Below are 16525 nucleotides of genomic sequence, written 5' to 3' on the forward strand. Positions count from 1 at the left end.
GTCAAGGGGATGGCTCCTGTTGCCGGTGCAAGGGTCCTGTGCATTCGCGAGTGAGTCGAAATTTCAAATCACCGGCTTGTGCGGTTTTGTTTAATATGGTCTGCTGCCGCGAGGACACAAGCGGGCTCTGGGTCCTGCTGGCCAAGTGCCATCTGGGAGGGGGCCCGTCGCGGCGCAAGCCGCTTAGCGAACGGGACAAAATATTGATGCGACTTTTGACGCTTAAGAGCGGCCTGTCGGCTGCCCTTGCGAGTTTTTTTGTGACTGGCACTGCGCTGGCACAGGATGCAGGCACTCTCGAAGTGAAGGGGGCACCGGTGCCCGGCGGTATCGGATTCCAGCCGGCTGCGACCGAGCTTGCCCGCGATATCCACTTTCTTGACGGGCTGCTGAACTGGATCATCTTTGCAATCGTGCTCTTCGTCATGGGACTGATGGGCTATGTCTTCCTGCGCCATAATCGCAAAGCCAATCCGGAGCCGGCACGGTTCACGCATAACTCGCCGATCGAGATTGCCTGGACGGTTGTTCCGATCATCATCCTGATTTTCATCGGCTCCTTCTCGCTGCCTGTCCTGTTCAAGCAGCAGATCATCCCGGAAGGCGACATCACCATCAAGGCGATCGGCAACCAGTGGTACTGGACCTATGAATACCAGGACCACGAATTCGAGTTCGACAGCTACATGATCGGCCAGGATGCCGACAACAAACTGACCGACGAGGTCGTGGCCGAGCTCGAAGCGGCTGGCTACGAGAAGGAGCATTTCCTGCTCGCGACCGACACTGCCGTCGTCGTTCCTGTGAACAAGACCGTGGTCGTTCAGGTGACCGCCGCCGACGTGATCCATGCCTGGACGATCCCCGCCTTCGGCGTGAAGCAGGATGCCGTACCGGGTCGCCTTGCCGAGCTGTGGTTCAAGGCAGAGGAAGAAGGCGTCTATTTCGGTCAGTGCTCGGAGCTTTGCGGCATCGCCCATGCCTATATGCCGATCACCGTGAAAGTTGTCAGCGAAGAGGCCTATGAGCAGTGGCTCGACGGTGCGATCGAGGAATATGCGGGCAAGCCGCGCGACCTGAACCTGGCCTCTGCCGAGTAACCGCAGATGTCCGATACGTCCCTGCATAGCGTCGCGCCCGCCGCGACCCGTGGCGCGGAGCCGGAGCTGAAGGATTACTTCGCGCTCCTGAAGCCCCGCGTCATGTCGCTGGTGGTCTTCACCGCGCTGGTGGGTCTGCTCGTGGCGCCGACGCCCGTGCATCCCTTCCTGATCTTCACCTCTGTGCTCTTCATCGCCCTTGGCGGCGGCGCCTCCGGCGCTCTGAACATGTGGTGGGACGCAGATATCGACCGCATCATGCGCCGCACCCAGAAGCGTCCGATCCCGGCCGGCAAGGTCTCCGAGGGCGAAGCGCTCGGGTTGGGCCTCGCGCTGTCCGGTCTCGCTGTGATGATGCTGGCGCTGTCGGCCAATATCGTTGCCGGCGCGCTGCTGGCTTTCACCATCTTCTTCTATGTCGTGGTCTACACGATGTGGCTGAAGCGCTGGACGCCGCAAAACATCGTCATCGGCGGTGCCGCCGGGGCCTTCCCGCCGATGATCGGCTGGGCAGTTGCAACGGGCGGGGTGTCTGTCGAATCCGTGCTGATGTTCGCGCTGATCTTCATCTGGACGCCGCCGCATTTCTGGGCGCTGGCGCTGTTCATGAAGTCGGATTACGACGAGGCGAAGGTGCCGATGCTGACCGTGACCCACGGTCACGACGCCACGCGCCGCCATATCCTCGCCTACACGGTGCTGCTCGCAGTCACCTCGCTGGGGCTGGCTTTCACCTCCATCGGCGGACCGGCCTATCTGGCCTGCGCCCTGGTGATGAATTTCCGCTTCCTCGTGGGCGCCTGGAAAATCTGGAAACGCGACACGGCGCAGGCAGAAGCCGACGCTTATGGCGAGGAGAAGCGCTTCTTCAAGCTCTCGCTGTGGTATCTCTTCGCCCATTTCACCGCACTTCTGGTCGATGCCGCCCTGCGCAGCTTCGGCTTTTGGGGAGGTTTTTCATGATCCGCGCAACCCATGAGATGCACGACCGCCGCCGGGGCCGCAACATGGGGCTCGGGCTGATCCTGATCGCCTTTGTCGGCATCGTCTTCGGCATGACCATCGTCAAGGTCGGCGGCGGGCAGGACGTGCTCGGCACGGGCATGGTCAACACCTCTGCGAACGGGGAGTCTGGCCAGTGATCTTCCGTAGGCTCCAGGGACCGCAGCGCACCCTCGCCCAGACGCTGGGCGTGGTCGTGCTGATGGGGTCGCTGGCCTGGGCCTCGGTGCCGTTTTACGACTTCTTCTGCCGTGTCACCGGCTATGGCGGCACAACAAACACGTCCGAAGCCGGCTCCGACATCGTTCTCGACAAGACCATCAAGGTCCGGTTCGATGGCTCGTTGGAACGGGGCATGCCCTGGTCCTTCAAGCCGATGCAACGCGAGATGGAGATCCGGATCGGTGAGACCGGCCTGGCCTTCTACGAGGCCCATAATCCGACCGATCGCCCCGTGGCCGGCTCCGCCAGCTACAACGTGGCCCCGTTCGACGCCGGCAGCTACTTCGTCAAGATCGACTGTTTCTGCTTCGAGGAGCAAGTCCTTCAGCCCGGCGAGAGCGTCATCATGCCGGTGTCTTTCTATGTCGACCCCGATATCGTCAATGATCGCGACGCCAAGCACGCGCCGCGCATCACGCTTTCCTACACATTCCACGAAATCGACCTGCCGCAAGAGCAGGCGGCGCTGGTCCTGAACGACTGAACAGACTGACCAGCCCCTGACAAGAAACGCGCAAAGGGACCTTACTATGGCTCACGCCAAGAACCACGATTACCACATCCTGCCGCCGTCGATCTGGCCGTTCATCGGCGCGGTCTCCGGCTTCGTGATGCTCTTCGGAGCTGTGCTCTGGATGCACGAGATCACGCCCTTCCTGTTTTTCGCCGGGCTGATCGGCGTCTGCTACACGATGTTTGCCTGGTTTTCCGAAACCGTTGCCGAAGAGAAGGCGGGCGATCACACCCCGGTGGTGCTGATCGGGCTGCGCTATGGCTTCATCCTGTTCATCATGTCCGAAGTGATGTTCTTCGCGGCCTGGTTCTGGTCCTTCTTCAAGCACGCGCTCTACCCGATGGGGCCGGAAAGCCCGGCTGTTGACGGCGTCTGGCCGCCCGCCGGCATCGAGACCTTCGATCCCTGGCACCTGCCGCTGATCAACACGCTCATCCTGCTGCTTTCGGGCTGTGCGGCGACCTGGGCCCACCACGCGCTGGTCCATGACAACAACAACCGCAAGGACATGAAGATGGGCCTGATCATCGCAGTTGTGCTCGGCCTGATCTTCACCGTCTTCCAGGCCTATGAGTACAGCCACGCCGCCTTCGGCTTTGCCGGCAACATCTATGGCGCCAACTTCTTCATGGCGACCGGCTTCCACGGGGCGCATGTCATCATCGGCACGATCTTCCTGTTCATCTGCTACCTGCGCACCCGTGCCGGCCATTTCACCCCCGAGAGCCATATCGGCTTCGAGGCGGCGGCCTGGTACTGGCACTTCGTGGATGTCGTCTGGCTCTTCCTCTTCTTCGCCGTCTATATCTGGGGCGGCTGAGGCGGCTATTCGGTCAACCGAATGAAGAAGGCCCGGCGCGAGAGCGCCGGGCCTTTCTCATTCGGGTCTATAGCTTGCGATGACGTGAGCCGTTCAGGAACATCGGGGCCGAGCGCCAAATGCGCGGTTTCGGGACGGAAGGCCGCAATGGCGACACCTGCCCATGCCGGCTCCGTCTTCCCGGTCCCGGCGACGCCGGACCGCCGATCAGCCTTCGCTCTTGCCCTTGAACAGAACCATCGGCCCCTTGTCCTTCATCTCTTCCACGAGGGACGCATTGGGCTGGCAGAACGGCTGCGCCTTGGTCCAGGCAATCATGTCGGAGCGTTTGCTCGACGAATGGAACGGCCCCCAATCGGCGGCCACCCCCCGCATCCCCTGGCTGACAACGCCATCGCGCGCCACCGTGTGGGACATGATGCGGATGGCGCAGCTGACATTGTCCGACCCGTTCTTCAGCGCCGCCCCGCTCGTCGCCTTGCAGCTATAGCCGCGCGCCGTGGGCGGCGCGATCTGCACCAGCCCGAACCAGCGGCCGCCGCCGCCGACAGCACTCGGGTTCCAGGTGCTCTCATGCTTGGCCAGCGCCGAGATCAACCCGATCCAGAACGCCTCGCGATCTTCCTGGCTGGCATCGATATATCCCGGGCACCAGGTCTCGATATCGCGCGGCACCATGCTGGGCAGGACCGAACCATGGCTGCGCAGTGCGGACAGGGCGCTCTTCGTCCAGTCATCGGACTCAGTCCGATGGTCCCACCGCATGTCGTAATCAACCGTAGGCGCTTTCGTGGAGGCGGTCGTATCGCCAGATGTCTCGGCGCAGCCACTCAGGACAAAGGCCCCAAGCAGGAACGATGCGCACACAGCGCGAGGGAGCGTATGGAACATTTTGATATCTCGTGGCAGCGGACTCATTGCGCCCGGAATACCCGGGATCGGCCGCACTGGCAAAGGGGGGCAGTCACAATCGGCGGCATCTTGCGCTCGAACCGCCGCTTTTACCCTCCCTCGACGTGCCGAAGCGCCCGCTTTGAGCCGTGCCGTCTTGCCCCGGACGGCATGCCGGTCTAAGACCGCTGCGATCAGTCAAAGGGACCTGCCGCAATGCTCGACCTCACCTACGAAGCCCCCAAACCCAAGGTAATCTCCGGTGCGAAGGAAGATTGGGAACTGGTGATCGGCATGGAGGTTCATGCCCAGGTCGCCTCCAAGGCCAAGCTCTTCTCCGGCGCCTCGACCACCTTCGGCGCCGAGCCGAACTCCAACGTGGCCTTCATCGATGCCGGCATGCCGGGCATGCTGCCGGTGATCAACGAGTTCTGCGTCGAGCAGGCCGTGCGCACCGGGTTGGGCCTCAAAGCCGAGATCAACCTCTTCTCCGCCTTCGACCGGAAGAACTATTTCTACCCGGACCTGCCGCAGGGCTATCAGATCTCGCAGCTTTACCACCCGATCGTCGGTGAAGGCGAAGTGCTGGTCGATATGGCGCCCGGCGTTGCCCGCCTCGTGCGCATCGAACGCATCCATATCGAGCAGGATGCCGGCAAGTCGATCCACGACATGGACCCGCATATGTCCTTCGTCGATCTCAACCGGACCGGCGTGGCGCTGATGGAGATCGTCTCCCGTCCAGACATTCGCGGCCCCGAAGAGGCAGCGGCCTATGTGGTCAAGCTGCGCCAGATCCTGCGCTATCTCGGCACCTGCGATGGCAACATGCAGAACGGCAACCTGCGGGCCGACGTGAACGTCTCCGTCTGCCGCCCCGGCCAGTACGAGAAATACCAGGCAACACAGGACTTCGCCCATCTCGGCACGCGCTGCGAGATCAAGAACATGAACTCCATGCGCTTCATCCAGCAGGCCATCGATGTCGAAGCCCGCCGCCAGATCGCCATCCTCGAAGATGGCGGCTCAGTGGATCAGGAGACACGCCTCTTCGACCCTGACAAAGGCGAGACCCGCTCCATGCGGTCCAAGGAAGAAGCGCATGACTATCGCTACTTCCCTTGTCCGGACCTGCTGCCGCTGGAGATCGAACAGGACTGGGTCGACGGCATTGCCAAGACCCTGCCGGAACTGCCGGACGAGAAGAAGGCGCGCTTCGTGAGCGATTTTGGGCTGACCGAGTATGACGCCTCGGTGCTGACCGCCGAAGCCGAGGCAGCCGCCTTTTTCGAGGACGTGGCCACCGGGCGCGACGGCAAGCTCGCCGCCAACTGGGTCATCAACGAGCTTTTCGGCCGGCTGAAAAAAGAAGATCACGACATCACCAACAGCCCGGTTTCCGCCGCCCAGCTCGGCGGGATCATCGACCTGATCTCCAAGGGCGATATCTCCGGCAAGATCGCCAAGGACCTGTTCGAGATCGTCTATACCGAAGGTGGTGACCCGGCCGAGATCGTCGAAAGCCGCGGCATGAAGCAGGTCACCGATACCGGCGCCATCGAGAAGGTGGTGGACGAGATCATCGAGGCCAACCCGTCCCAGGTCGAGAAGGCCAAGATCAATCCCAAGCTCGCGGGCTGGTTTGTCGGACAGGTGATGAAGGCGACGGGCGGCAAGGCCAATCCGAAGGCCGTGAACGAGATCGTGGCGAAGAAGCTCGGCTGAGGCTGGGCGCATGCTCTGAACCAATCGCGGGTTTGGGGCCGATGCGCCGTCAGGCACGGAATAAAGGCGAAGCCGCCGTCCTATTGGGCATTGCCCTGCAATGCCCAACCGGCAGGCGATTGCTTGCAATCGCCGAGAGGCAGCGCCTGCCCGTCCCCGCGGGCTGGCGCTTTGTCATCCGCGCGCACCGGCTTGAACTTCTTCGAGTTTGACCGGGATCAAGTGCAGTCCCCGGATGTTGCAGCGCCACCCCACGGGCAGGCGCTGGCACGGCTCCCGATGGAACCTTCTCGCGCCCCATCCGGCACCCCGCAACGCCTAGAGCGCGCCCGTTCGATAGAGCTTCACCTTCAATCCGCCATGTGCGACCGGCGGACCGAGCGACTCGAAGGGGAGGCTCGTCGCCTTCGCCAATCCACCGTCGGAGGTTACGATCCCGACGCGCCAGCCCCGGAAACGCTCCTTGAGCACCTGCCCGAGTGCGGCGTGCAGCGCGAAGAGCGGCTTGCGGTTGCCAATCCGGGCACCATAGGGCGGGTTGATCATCACCAGTCCCGGCGGTCCCTCGGGGCGCTGCAGGTCGGCGACAGCAGAGCGAGTAAAGCTGCACAGATCGGACAGCCCGGCGCGCTCGGCATTGGCCAGAGCCCCCCGGATGGCGCCGTCATCGCGGTCCGAGCCGTAAAAACGGGTCTCGACCGGGCGGCGCTCCCCGGGCGCGCGCATCGCCTCCCAGGACTGCGCGTCGAAGCTGGTCAGCTCCTCGAAGGCAAAGCTGCGCGTGCGGCCGGGGAGCAGCCCGGCAGCGATCTCGGCGGCTTCCAGAACGAAGGTGCCCGAGCCGCACATCGGGTCGAGCACCGGCTCGGTCCCGTCAAACCCGCATTGGCGCAGGAACATCGCCGCCATGGTCTCGCGCATCGGCGCCTTGCCGACATATTCCTTGTGGCCGCGCTTGTGCAGGGACTCGCCCGTCGTGTCCGCCGAAATGGTCACAAGGTTGTCGTCGATCCGCACCATCAGCCGCAACGTGGCCTCCGCCGAGATCTCGACACCCGCCTCCTCGCGCAGCGCCCGTTCGATCCGCTGCGCAGCCGCCCCCGCATGGTAGATCTTCGACTTCTTCGTCACCGCCTCGACCCGCACCGCCTGACCCGGCCGCAGGAAGCTCCCCCAGGGGAATTTCCGCGACCGCTTGTCGAGCTGCGCGAGGTGGAAGGCGCGGAAGGCGCCGAGCCGGGCCAGCACCCGCGTCGCGCCCCGCAGCTCCAGGTTGGCGCGCCAGACATCTGGCCAGCCGCCCCGAAACACCACGCCGCCCTCGGAGACATGCGCGCCGGCAAAGCCGCGCTCCAGCGCCTCCTCGCACAGCGTGGCCTCAAGCCCGGGCGTGGCGGTGAGGTAGATTTCGAAATTGTCGGTATTCATCCGCGCTGCATAGCGCGAAGGGGTGGCGGCGGCGAGGAGAAAGCGGGCGCGGACGGGCTGACCTTCGGATTCGAGGTCGCTCGCCGATCAAATGTTGGCCCGGGCGACTAGCCCGGGCCGCGCCCGACCCTTCCCCCGGGAGGGCGCTCTGGCAAGGTCTTGCGTCATTGAGACGTCGTTCGGGGCTTTGGGATAAATCGCGTTGAACCGGCGTTGCGAAGCGCCCACCCAGGGTCGGGCGCGGCCCTCGGAAACGAGCGAATGGACAAGAAAGCTGTGGCTTCGGTCTACTTCCAAAACTTTGGGTTCTCTTGCGATACGACGCCGTACTTTGTGAAGGCTAACCTAGACGTGGTGACTTTTATGTCTGGCTGTCCGCAAGCCTTCCGAAGTTCATGTGATGAGACCTTGGCGAGAGGACCTATTACGATTTCCTTCAAAACTAGTTTTTCGTCGAAGTTCTTGAAAAATAGTTTTGTTTCTGGATCTTTAGTTTCAATTGATACAAAAACGCGAACTTCGTTTTCGTACTCCCATCGTTTGTATTTGGTGGCCAACGAACTCAGAATGAGTGCTTCTTTTTCGTTCTTCGACAACGAAGAGATATCGCCATAGTTCTTTCGCTTCTTTCGATAGTCGACGCCAACCAATAAGTCATCGGGAATATCGAAGCCAAGCGCAAGGCCGCGATGCGAGTCGGCGTAGTGGCTCCAAAGAACTGGATCGCTCCAATCGCGGCTAAAGCAAATGATCCCTTTGTTTGACAGTAGGCTTGACCGCGTTCGATCCCAAGTTAGACGCGAAGCCTTTCCTTTGACCTTGAAACCTCGAAACTCAAAGGGATCGTTGAGGTCAGAAAGCGTTGAAATCTTGAGCCGGTGTCGTTTGAGGTTGTCTCGGCCGAACTCTAGGTTACAGAATTTGAAGACCCGCACCGCAATACCTCAAACATCCAACTCCTCCACAAACCGCGCATTCTCCTGAATATACTGGAAGCGCAGTTCCGGCTTTTTCCCCATCAGCCGTTCCACCAGATCCCCGGTCTCGCCCGGTTCGTCCTCGTCGATGCTGACGCGGATGAGCTTGCGGGTCGCCGGGTTCATCGTGGTGTCCTTGAGGTCCTTGGCGTCCATCTCGCCGAGGCCCTTGAAACGGGAGACGTCGATCTTGCCCTTGCCGCCGATCCCCTTTTCCATCCACGCGTCCCGCTCGGCCTCGTCGAGGCAGTAGACGCGTTTGGCCCCCTGCGTGAGACGGTAGAGCGGCGGGCAGGCGAGGTAGAGGTGCCCGGCGTCGATCATCGGGCGCATCTGGGCGAAGAAGAAGGTCATCAGCAGCGCAGCGATATGGGCGCCGTCGACATCGGCGTCGGTCATGATGATGACCTTGTCATAGCGCAGGTCGTCGAGGTTGAATCTCGTGCCGATGCCGGTGCCGAGCGCCTGTGTCAGGTCCGAGATCTCGGCATTGGAGCCGAGCTTGGAGGAGGCGGCGCCGAGCACGTTGAGGATCTTGCCGCGCAGGGGCAGCAGCGCCTGCGTCTTGCGGTTGCGGGCCATCTTGGCCGAGCCGCCCGCCGAGTCGCCCTCGACGATGAAAAGCTCGGTGCCGGCGCGGTTGGTGGCCGAGCAATCGACCAGCTTTCCGGGCAAGCGCAGCCGCTTGGTGGCCGACTTCCGGGCGGTTTCCTTTTCCTGCCGGCGCCGCAGCCGTTCCTCGGCGCGCAGGACGAGGAAATCGAGGATGGAGCCGGCGGATTTCGGGTCGGAGACCAGCCAGTTGTCGAAATGGTCGCGCACGGCGTTTTCAGTCATCCGGGCGGCGGCTTCGGTGGAGAGGCGGTCCTTGGTCTGGCCGACAAAGGCGGGTTCGGCGATGAAGCAGGAAACCAGCGCGCAGCCGCCCGATGTCAGGTCGTCACGGGTGATCTGCGCGGCCTTCTTGTTGTTGCTGAGCTCACCATAGGCGCGGATGCCCTTGAGGATCGCGTTCCAGAAGCCCTGCTCATGCGTGCCGCCTTCGGGGGTCGGCACGGTGTTGCAATAGGAGTGGAGGAAGCCGTCGCGGGTCGGCGTCCAGTTGATCGCCCATTCCACGGAGCCGGGCTCGCCGAATTTCTCCTGGAAGGAGACCTTTCCGGCGAAGGGGTTCTCGGCATAGGTCGTCGAGCCGTTCATGGTTTCGCGCAGGTAGTCCGCGAGGCCGCCGGGGAAGTGGAAGGTGGCTTCGGTCGGGGTCTCGCCGTCGTCGATCTCGGATTTCCAGCGGATCTCGACGCCGGAGAAGAGATAGGCCTTGGAACGGATCGACTTGAAGAGACGGGCCGGTTTGAAGCGGTGATGGCCGAAGATTTCCTCGTCGGCATGGAAGGTGACGGTGGTGCCACGCCGGTTGGGCGCCTTGCCGACGATCTCGACCGGGCCGAGCGGGAGGCCGCGGGAGAAACGCTGCTCGTGGAGTTGGCGGTCGCGGGCGACCTGGACGACCATGCTGTCGGAGAGCGCGTTGACGACCGATGCGCCGACGCCGTGCAAACCGCCGGAGGTCTGGTAGGCCTTGCCGGAGAACTTGCCGCCCGCATGCAGGGTGCAAAGGATGACTTCGAGCGCCGATTTGTCGGGGAATTTCGGATGCGGATCGACCGGGATGCCACGGCCATTGTCGCGGATGGTGACGGCGTAATCGGCGTGCAGCTCGACCTCGATCCGGTTGGCGTAGCCTGCGACGGCCTCGTCCATGGAGTTGTCGAGCACCTCGGCGACCATGTGGTGCAGCGCGCGCTCATCGGTGCCGCCGATATACATGCCGGGGCGTTTGCGGACAGGCTCCAGCCCTTCGAGCACCTCGATGGAGGACGCGTCATAGGCTTGGGGGCTCTCGCCGCCGGAGAGGAGATCGTCGGGCATACTGCTGCTCTTCTTGGTGTTGGTTGCCAGATGTTGTGGGCCATTTTGACAGGAATAGCCAGTCTGGGGAAGGGCGGGCATTCTCGGATCGGATCGGCGCGGATCTACCGAAGCGGGTCGGGCTAATCCAGCAAGTATAGCAAATTTTCACTATACTTCAGGTTCTTTTATTGCACTATTATATTTTTTCCGTCAAATAGACAGACATGGACAGAATAGACCGAAAAATTTGCAGCCTTCTTCAGGTCAACGGCCGCGCGTCAAGCGCGGAACTGGCCGAGGAGGTTGGTCTCTCCGTTTCCTCCGCCAATGAGCGTGTCCGGCGCCTCGTCGCGCAGGGCATTGTGACAGGTTGGCAGGCGCGGCTGGACCCGGAGGCTGTTGGCGCCGCGCTCTGCGCGCTGGTGCTGATCGACATGGAGTATAGCGGCGAGGCAGAGGCCTGCGCCGCGCTCATCGCGCGCCCGGAGGTGATGGAGCTTCATCATGTGAGCGGGCCGCATTCCTACCTGATGAAGATCCGCGTGAAGGATAGCCGTAACCTGCAGGCCTTCCTGCAGGAGGTCCTGAAGCCCCTGCCCGCCATTCGCAGAACAGAGACGCTCGTATCGTTGGAAGCTCTGAAGGAAAGCGGCGCCATCCCGATTGACGGGCTCGACCGGGAGGCCGGAGGTTGATCGAGCCGCTCGTCAAGGGGATCGGAATCGGCTTCGCCATTGCCGCCCCTGTCGGCCCCATTGGCCTGCTCTGCATTCGCCGGACGCTGATGGATGGACGCGCGGCAGGGCTCGCGACGGGGCTCGGCGCGGCGACCGCCGATGGTCTTTACGGGCTCATGGTTGCGGCGGGGTTCGCGGCGACGGGTCTGCTCGTCTCCTATGCGGATTCGTTGGCCATCGCCGGCGGCTTGCTGATCGCCACGCTCGGCGCCTTGTCCCTGCGCGGTTATTTCATTGCGGTTCGCGCGGCGGAACCGGTGGCGGTGAGCGATGGGCGCCCCTATCGCGGCGTGTTGTCTGCCTGGGCCACGAGTTTTGCGCTGACGCTCTCCAATCCGATGACGATCCTCGCCTTTATCGGCATGATCGCGGCCCTCGGCTCGGCCGCCTCCGGCAATCCGACAGCGCCATATCTGCTGGTGATCGGTGTTTTCATGGGGTCCGCGCTCTGGTGGCTGATGCTGGTCCAACTCGCTGGATGGGTCGGAAACCGGATGAATGCCGACGCGATGCGCTGGCTCGACCTGGCGTCGGGCAGCGTTCTGCTGATCTGGGGGCTTTGGATCGCCCTTTCGGTCGTCCTGTAGACCTGCAGACTGAAGAGTTCGACTCGCTTGCAGGAACAGGTGACGGGAGCCGTGCCGGTCAGCGCTCCATTGGGATGTTCCTGCTGGCCCAACGTCCCGCTGGCCTCTCCGCCAACCCGATGGACGCTGCCGCCACAGAAGACTAGGGTGCGCGCGACTCTCAGCCGGAGATTTCTTGATGTCGCAGGACAGCCAGACCACTGTTTTTCTCGCAGATTACGCGCCCTTCACCCACCGCGTAACGCAGGTTCACCTCACCTTCCGCCTCGCCCCGCAGGCGACACGCGTGATCTCGAAAATTGACTTCGTGCCCAATCCGGAGAACGCCGACGGACCGTTTTTCCTGCATGGCGAAACGCTCAAGCTGATCTGGGCCAAGATCGACGGCAAGGAGGTCTCCCCGCACACGGTCGAACATGGCATCACCGTCGCCATTCCTGACGGTCCGTTCACCTGGGAGGCCGAGGTCGAGATCAGCCCCGAGACCAACACCGCGCTGGAAGGGCTCTACATGTCCAGCGGCATGTATTGCACGCAATGCGAGGCCGAGGGCTTCCGCAAGATCACCTATTATCCCGACCGCCCGGACGTCATGGCGCCCTTCGATATTCGCATCGAGAGCGACCTGCCGGTGCTGCTCTCCAACGGCAACAAGACGGCCGAGGGCGCGGGCTGGGCTGAATGGTCCGACCCCTGGCCGAAACCGGCTTATCTTTTCGCGCTGGTGGCGGGCGATCTCGTCAACCATCCCGACCGCTTCACCACCCGCTCGGGCCGGGAGGTCGAGCTGAATATCTGGGTCCGCGCGCCCGACCTGAAGAAATGCGCCTTCGGCATGGACGCGCTCAAGCGCTCGATGACATGGGATGAGGAGGTCTATGGGCGCGAATACGATCTCGACATCTTCAACATCGTCGCCGTGGACGATTTCAACATGGGCGCGATGGAGAACAAGGGGCTGAATATCTTCAACTCCTCCGCCGTGCTCGCCTCGCCCGAGACCGCGACGGATGCCAATTTCGAGCGCATCGAGGGCATCATCGCGCATGAATATTTCCATAACTGGACCGGCAACCGCATCACCTGCCGCGACTGGTTCCAGCTCTGCCTGAAAGAAGGGCTGACCGTCTTCCGCGACCAGCAGTTTTCCGGCGACGAGCGCTCCCGCGCCGTGCAGCGGATCAATGACGTGCTGGCGCTGCGTGGTCGTCAGTTCCGCGAGGACAATGGCCCGCTGGCCCATCCGGTGCGACCGGAAAGCTTTGTCGAGATCAACAATTTCTACACCGCCACCGTCTATGAAAAGGGTGCCGAGGTGATCGGGATGCTCAAGCGTCTCGTCGGCGACGAGGGCTACGCCCGGGCGCTCGATCTCTATTTCGAGCGCCACGATGGCGAGGCGACGACGATCGAGGCCTGGCTCAAGGTCTTCGAGGACGCCACGGGGCGGGATCTCTCGCAGTTCAAGCGCTGGTATTCCCAGGCCGGCACACCGCGCCTTGCGGTCGATGAATGCTTCGAAGACGGCACCTACACGCTCACCCTCTCGCAGCAGACCCCGCCGACGCCCGGCCAGCCGGACAAGCAGCCGCTGGTGATCCCGGTGGCGGTCGGGCTGCTCTCGCCCAATGGCGACGAGGTCGTGCCGACCCGCGTGCTCGAACTCACCGAGGCCGAACAGAGCTTCACCTTCGAGGGGCTGGCCGCGAAACCCGTGGCCTCGATCCTGCGCGATTTCTCCGCGCCGGTGATCGTCGAGCGCGACCTGTCGGCGCAGGACCGCGCCTTCCTGCTCGCCCATGACACCGACCCGTTCAACAAGTGGGAGGCAGGGCGCGCACTGGCCAAGGATGTGCTGCTGCGCATGATTACCGAGGACACGGCACCGGATGCCGGTTTCCTTGACGCGCTGAAGGATGTCGCCCGCGATGACAGCCTCGACCCAGCCTTCCGCGCCCTCGCGCTTGGCCTGCCCGGGCAGGATGACCTCGCCCAGACCCTGTTCGAGGCCGGCCGCACGCCCGACCCGCTGGTCATCCACGCCGCGCGCCAGCGTCTGCGCAAGGCGATTGCGGAGAGCCTCGGGCCAGTGCTCGACGTACTCTATGACGAGATGGCGATCCACGGCCCCTACCAGCCGAATGCCGAGGATGCCGGCCTGCGTGCGCTGCGCCAGGCCGCGCTCGGCTTCCTGAGCCTCGTCGATGACGGCGCCCGCGCAACCGCGCAATACCAGGCAGCCGACAACATGACCGAGCAGCTCGGCGCGCTCTCCTGCCTGCTCGATATCGGCCAGGCCGAGGCATCGCTCGCGGCTTTCCGCAAACAGTGGCAGGGCGACCGGCTGGTCATGGACAAATGGTTCGGCCTGCAGGCGGGGCTAGCCGCGCCGGAGAAGACGGCCACCTCGATCCGCCGGCTCACCGAGGACAGTGATTTCGACTGGAAAAATCCCAACCGTTTCCGCGCGGTGATGGGCGGGCTGGCGATGAACGCCGCCGGGTTCCACGATCCCTCCGGGGCGAGCTACGCGCTGCTGGCGGACTGGCTGATCCGTCTCGATCCGGTTAACCCGCAGACCACCGCTCGCATGGTCACCGCTTTCGAGACCTGGCGGCGCTACGACGCCGACCGACAGGGGATGATGCGGGAGAATCTTCAGCGGCTCGCGGCCACGCCCGGGCTGAGTCGGGACACGGCCGAAATGGTGGGACGAATCCTCGGGGACTGAACGAATCGCGCTGGCCGGGCACGCGGGAATCACCGCGTGCCGCGAATCACACTTTGCGGGATTTGGCATCGCCCGGGCGGTCCCCGCCCCTGCCGCGCCATGACATGACCCGAAGAATCAGCTTTTCATGGGGGGCAGAGAACCGCCATAGCGTTCACTTGCGCGTGACGACCCGTCATCAAGCTGATAAGCTGACTCTGTAGCGCTGCAAAACTGTGCGCGCGCGGGCGCAAGACTTGGGGTCGGAAAATGCCGTATTACGGGCCGGGTTCTTCCAACCCCATGAATTTGCTGGGGTGAGGCCATGCAAGATAGATTTGATCCGCTGATCCAGGAACGGGCGGCCTGGCTCTTCAAGGACAACCCCGTCAGCCGCAATTCGCGCCGCTTGCTCAACCGCATGCTGGGCTATGACAGAACCGTCGAACTTGGCACGGAGCTCAAGGACGAGCCCAATGACGTGATCATGCGGTGCATGGCCGACCTGATCGCGCGGGACGTGCAGATCAGCGGCCTCGAGAACGTCCCCGCGAACGGCTCAGCTCTGATCGTTGCCAACCACCCGACCGGGATCGGCGACGGGATTATCCTTTGGGACGCGATCATGCGGCGGCGGCAGGATCCGTTCATCTATGCCAATACGGATATCCTGCGGGTCATGCCGCAGATGGAGTCGATGATCTGCCCCGTGGAATGGCGGCTGGAGAAACGCAGCCATGCCAAGACACGTGAAACAATGGCCTATACGCGCAAGGCGATCGACGCGGGTCGCATCGGCGTAATCTTTCCCGCCGGACGGCTGGCGAAACGTCGCTGGCTGAAGCTGCATGAGCGCGACTGGATGGCTTCGGCGGCGATGATCGCCCGCAAATGGGATCTGGACGTGATCCCGGTCAACGTGCGCGCGCGCAATTCGGCGCTGTTCTACCTCTTCGACATGATCCACCCGAGCTTGCGCGATATCACCCTGTTCCACGAGACGCTGAACAAGGATCGCCAGCCCTTCCGGCTGACCTTCGGGCGTCCGATCCCGGCGAGTTCGCTGTCGACCAACTCCAACGAGGCGATCGAGGAGTTGAAGGCCGCGACGCTGAAACTCGGCGGACGGCACGCGCCGACGGTCTCTCTGGCCGAGATGACCCGGCGGCCGCGGTGGGTGCGCTCGACGCTCTCCGCGTGAGGGGGCCGAGACAGACAGGATCACTGCCGCCCCCTCTGATCCAGGGGCTCTGCCCAAACTTCCCCGCAACTCTGGCTGACGCAGCGCGGCCCGTTACCATGCGTTCGGGCGAAAGCGGCGGCAGGTCGATCCGAAAAGGATCATGGGACCGGACACCGCCCCCCTCAGGACCTGAATCCAACAGCTCGAACGCCCCGCCGCCTCAGCCGCCGCGGCGACGCTTGGCCAGCAAGTGGGTTACAACGATCAACACCACCCAACCGAGCGCCAGGAAGGGACGCGCGGCCATCGCAAGCGGCACGACCAGCAAGCCAAAAAGGATCGGGATCAGGTCTGCCATCTGCCATCCATTGGCCAGAAGGTCCGGCAACAGCCCGACGGCCGAACCAAACAGTCCGGCACAGCAGGTCGCCAACACACCGCCAATGGCCGCAAACGCCCAGCCGCCGATCCCGCCCCGCCCGAACATCCCGGCCAGCAGCCAGCCCGCAAGCGCGCCGCCAAGCGCCATCGCCACGAGGTAGCGCACAATCAGCGCCGTCGGCAGGTCTGCCCATTCGGATCCGGTGAAGTTCTCGACATCATCGCCCAACAGCACGGCGAAAAATACGCCGCCAAGAAGGGCCATGAGCCCCGCAACCAATGCGCGCGGCGAACCACCCTGCTTCGCCTCTTCCATCTCGCTCATGATGCCATCCCC

15 protein-coding genes are annotated in these 16525 nt (G+C 63.2%); 10 read left to right on the forward strand and 5 right to left on the reverse strand.

What is annotated here, in order from left to right; translation table 11 throughout:
• Window positions 1–206: 206 nt before the first annotated feature.
• From coxB to R3X27_RS04520, 5 genes are read left to right on the forward strand one after another with little or no spacing between them, the layout of a single operon-like run.
• On the forward strand, window positions 207–1100 hold the full coding sequence (gene coxB / locus R3X27_RS04500; RefSeq protein WP_317707635.1) for a cytochrome c oxidase subunit II: 894 nt from the start codon (window positions 207–209) through the stop codon (window positions 1098–1100).
• Between the two features lie 6 nt (window positions 1101–1106).
• A complete protein-coding gene (gene cyoE / locus R3X27_RS04505) occupies window positions 1107–2063 on the forward strand; it encodes a heme o synthase (protein WP_317707636.1) in 957 nt (318 codons plus the stop codon).
• The gene (locus tag R3X27_RS04510) at window positions 2060–2242 is read left to right on the forward strand and encodes a hypothetical protein (protein WP_317707637.1); all 183 of its coding nucleotides are present in this window, start codon (window positions 2060–2062) and stop codon (window positions 2240–2242) included. The genes cyoE and R3X27_RS04510 overlap by 4 nt, the downstream gene beginning before the upstream one ends.
• Window positions 2239–2808, forward strand: coding sequence for a cytochrome c oxidase assembly protein (locus R3X27_RS04515; RefSeq protein ID WP_317707638.1), 570 nt, complete (start codon window positions 2239–2241; stop codon window positions 2806–2808). The genes R3X27_RS04510 and R3X27_RS04515 overlap by 4 nt, the downstream gene beginning before the upstream one ends.
• A 46-nt stretch (window positions 2809–2854) precedes the next feature.
• Window positions 2855–3658 carry a cytochrome c oxidase subunit 3 gene (locus tag R3X27_RS04520; RefSeq protein WP_317707639.1) on the forward strand — a complete coding sequence of 268 codons (804 nt, stop codon included), beginning with the start codon at window positions 2855–2857 and terminating at the stop codon, window positions 3656–3658.
• A gap of 207 nt (window positions 3659–3865) precedes the next feature.
• Here R3X27_RS04520 and R3X27_RS04525 read toward each other — a convergent pair whose 3' ends face one another.
• Window positions 3866–4549 (reverse strand): transglycosylase SLT domain-containing protein, encoded by a 684-nt coding sequence (locus tag R3X27_RS04525; protein WP_317707640.1) that lies wholly within the window; start codon window positions 4547–4549, stop codon window positions 3866–3868.
• Window positions 4550–4765: 216 nt separating this feature from the next.
• Between R3X27_RS04525 and gatB the strand changes: the two genes are divergently transcribed.
• Window positions 4766–6274, forward strand: a complete 1509-nt coding sequence (gatB, locus tag R3X27_RS04530) for an Asp-tRNA(Asn)/Glu-tRNA(Gln) amidotransferase subunit GatB (RefSeq protein ID WP_317707641.1) — start codon at window positions 4766–4768, stop codon at window positions 6272–6274.
• Window positions 6275–6592: 318 nt separating this feature from the next.
• Here the strand turns inward: gatB and R3X27_RS04535 are convergent, their stop codons facing one another.
• The 3 genes from R3X27_RS04535 to parE all read right to left on the reverse strand — a co-directional run bounded on the left by R3X27_RS04535 (window position 6593) and on the right by parE (window position 10608).
• Window positions 6593–7702: a class I SAM-dependent RNA methyltransferase gene (locus R3X27_RS04535; protein WP_317707642.1), complete on the reverse strand. Its 1110-nt coding sequence runs from the start codon at window positions 7700–7702 to the stop codon at window positions 6593–6595.
• Between the two features lie 287 nt (window positions 7703–7989).
• Entirely contained in the window at window positions 7990–8637 is a 648-nt protein-coding gene (locus R3X27_RS04540) for a DUF2971 domain-containing protein (RefSeq protein WP_317707643.1), read from the reverse strand.
• A gap of 9 nt (window positions 8638–8646) precedes the next feature.
• Window positions 8647–10608 (reverse strand): DNA topoisomerase IV subunit B, encoded by a 1962-nt coding sequence (gene parE / locus R3X27_RS04545; RefSeq protein WP_317707644.1) that lies wholly within the window; start codon window positions 10606–10608, stop codon window positions 8647–8649.
• Between the two features lie 206 nt (window positions 10609–10814).
• Between parE and R3X27_RS04550 the strand changes: the two genes are divergently transcribed.
• From R3X27_RS04550 to R3X27_RS04565, 4 genes are all read left to right on the forward strand, one after another.
• Window positions 10815–11285: an Lrp/AsnC family transcriptional regulator gene (locus tag R3X27_RS04550; RefSeq protein ID WP_317707645.1), complete on the forward strand. Its 471-nt coding sequence runs from the start codon at window positions 10815–10817 to the stop codon at window positions 11283–11285.
• Window positions 11282–11914 (forward strand): LysE family transporter, encoded by a 633-nt coding sequence (locus tag R3X27_RS04555; RefSeq protein WP_317707646.1) that lies wholly within the window; start codon window positions 11282–11284, stop codon window positions 11912–11914. Before R3X27_RS04550 ends, R3X27_RS04555 begins: the two co-directional genes overlap by 4 nt.
• 178 nt (window positions 11915–12092) lie before the next feature.
• Entirely contained in the window at window positions 12093–14645 is a 2553-nt protein-coding gene (gene pepN / locus R3X27_RS04560; protein ID WP_317707647.1) for an aminopeptidase N, read from the forward strand.
• Window positions 14646–14949: 304 nt separating this feature from the next.
• A complete protein-coding gene (locus R3X27_RS04565) occupies window positions 14950–15825 on the forward strand; it encodes a 1-acyl-sn-glycerol-3-phosphate acyltransferase (protein ID WP_317707648.1) in 876 nt (291 codons plus the stop codon).
• A gap of 202 nt (window positions 15826–16027) precedes the next feature.
• Here R3X27_RS04565 and R3X27_RS04570 read toward each other — a convergent pair whose 3' ends face one another.
• Complete coding sequence (locus R3X27_RS04570) at window positions 16028–16513, reverse strand: hypothetical protein (protein ID WP_317707649.1); 486 nt, start codon at window positions 16511–16513, stop codon at window positions 16028–16030.
• Between the last annotated feature and the right edge of the window lie 12 nt (window positions 16514–16525).

Origin of the sequence: Tropicimonas sp. TH_r6 (genome assembly GCF_033101155.1) — a bacterium.
GTDB lineage: Bacteria > Pseudomonadota > Alphaproteobacteria > Rhodobacterales > Rhodobacteraceae > Tropicimonas.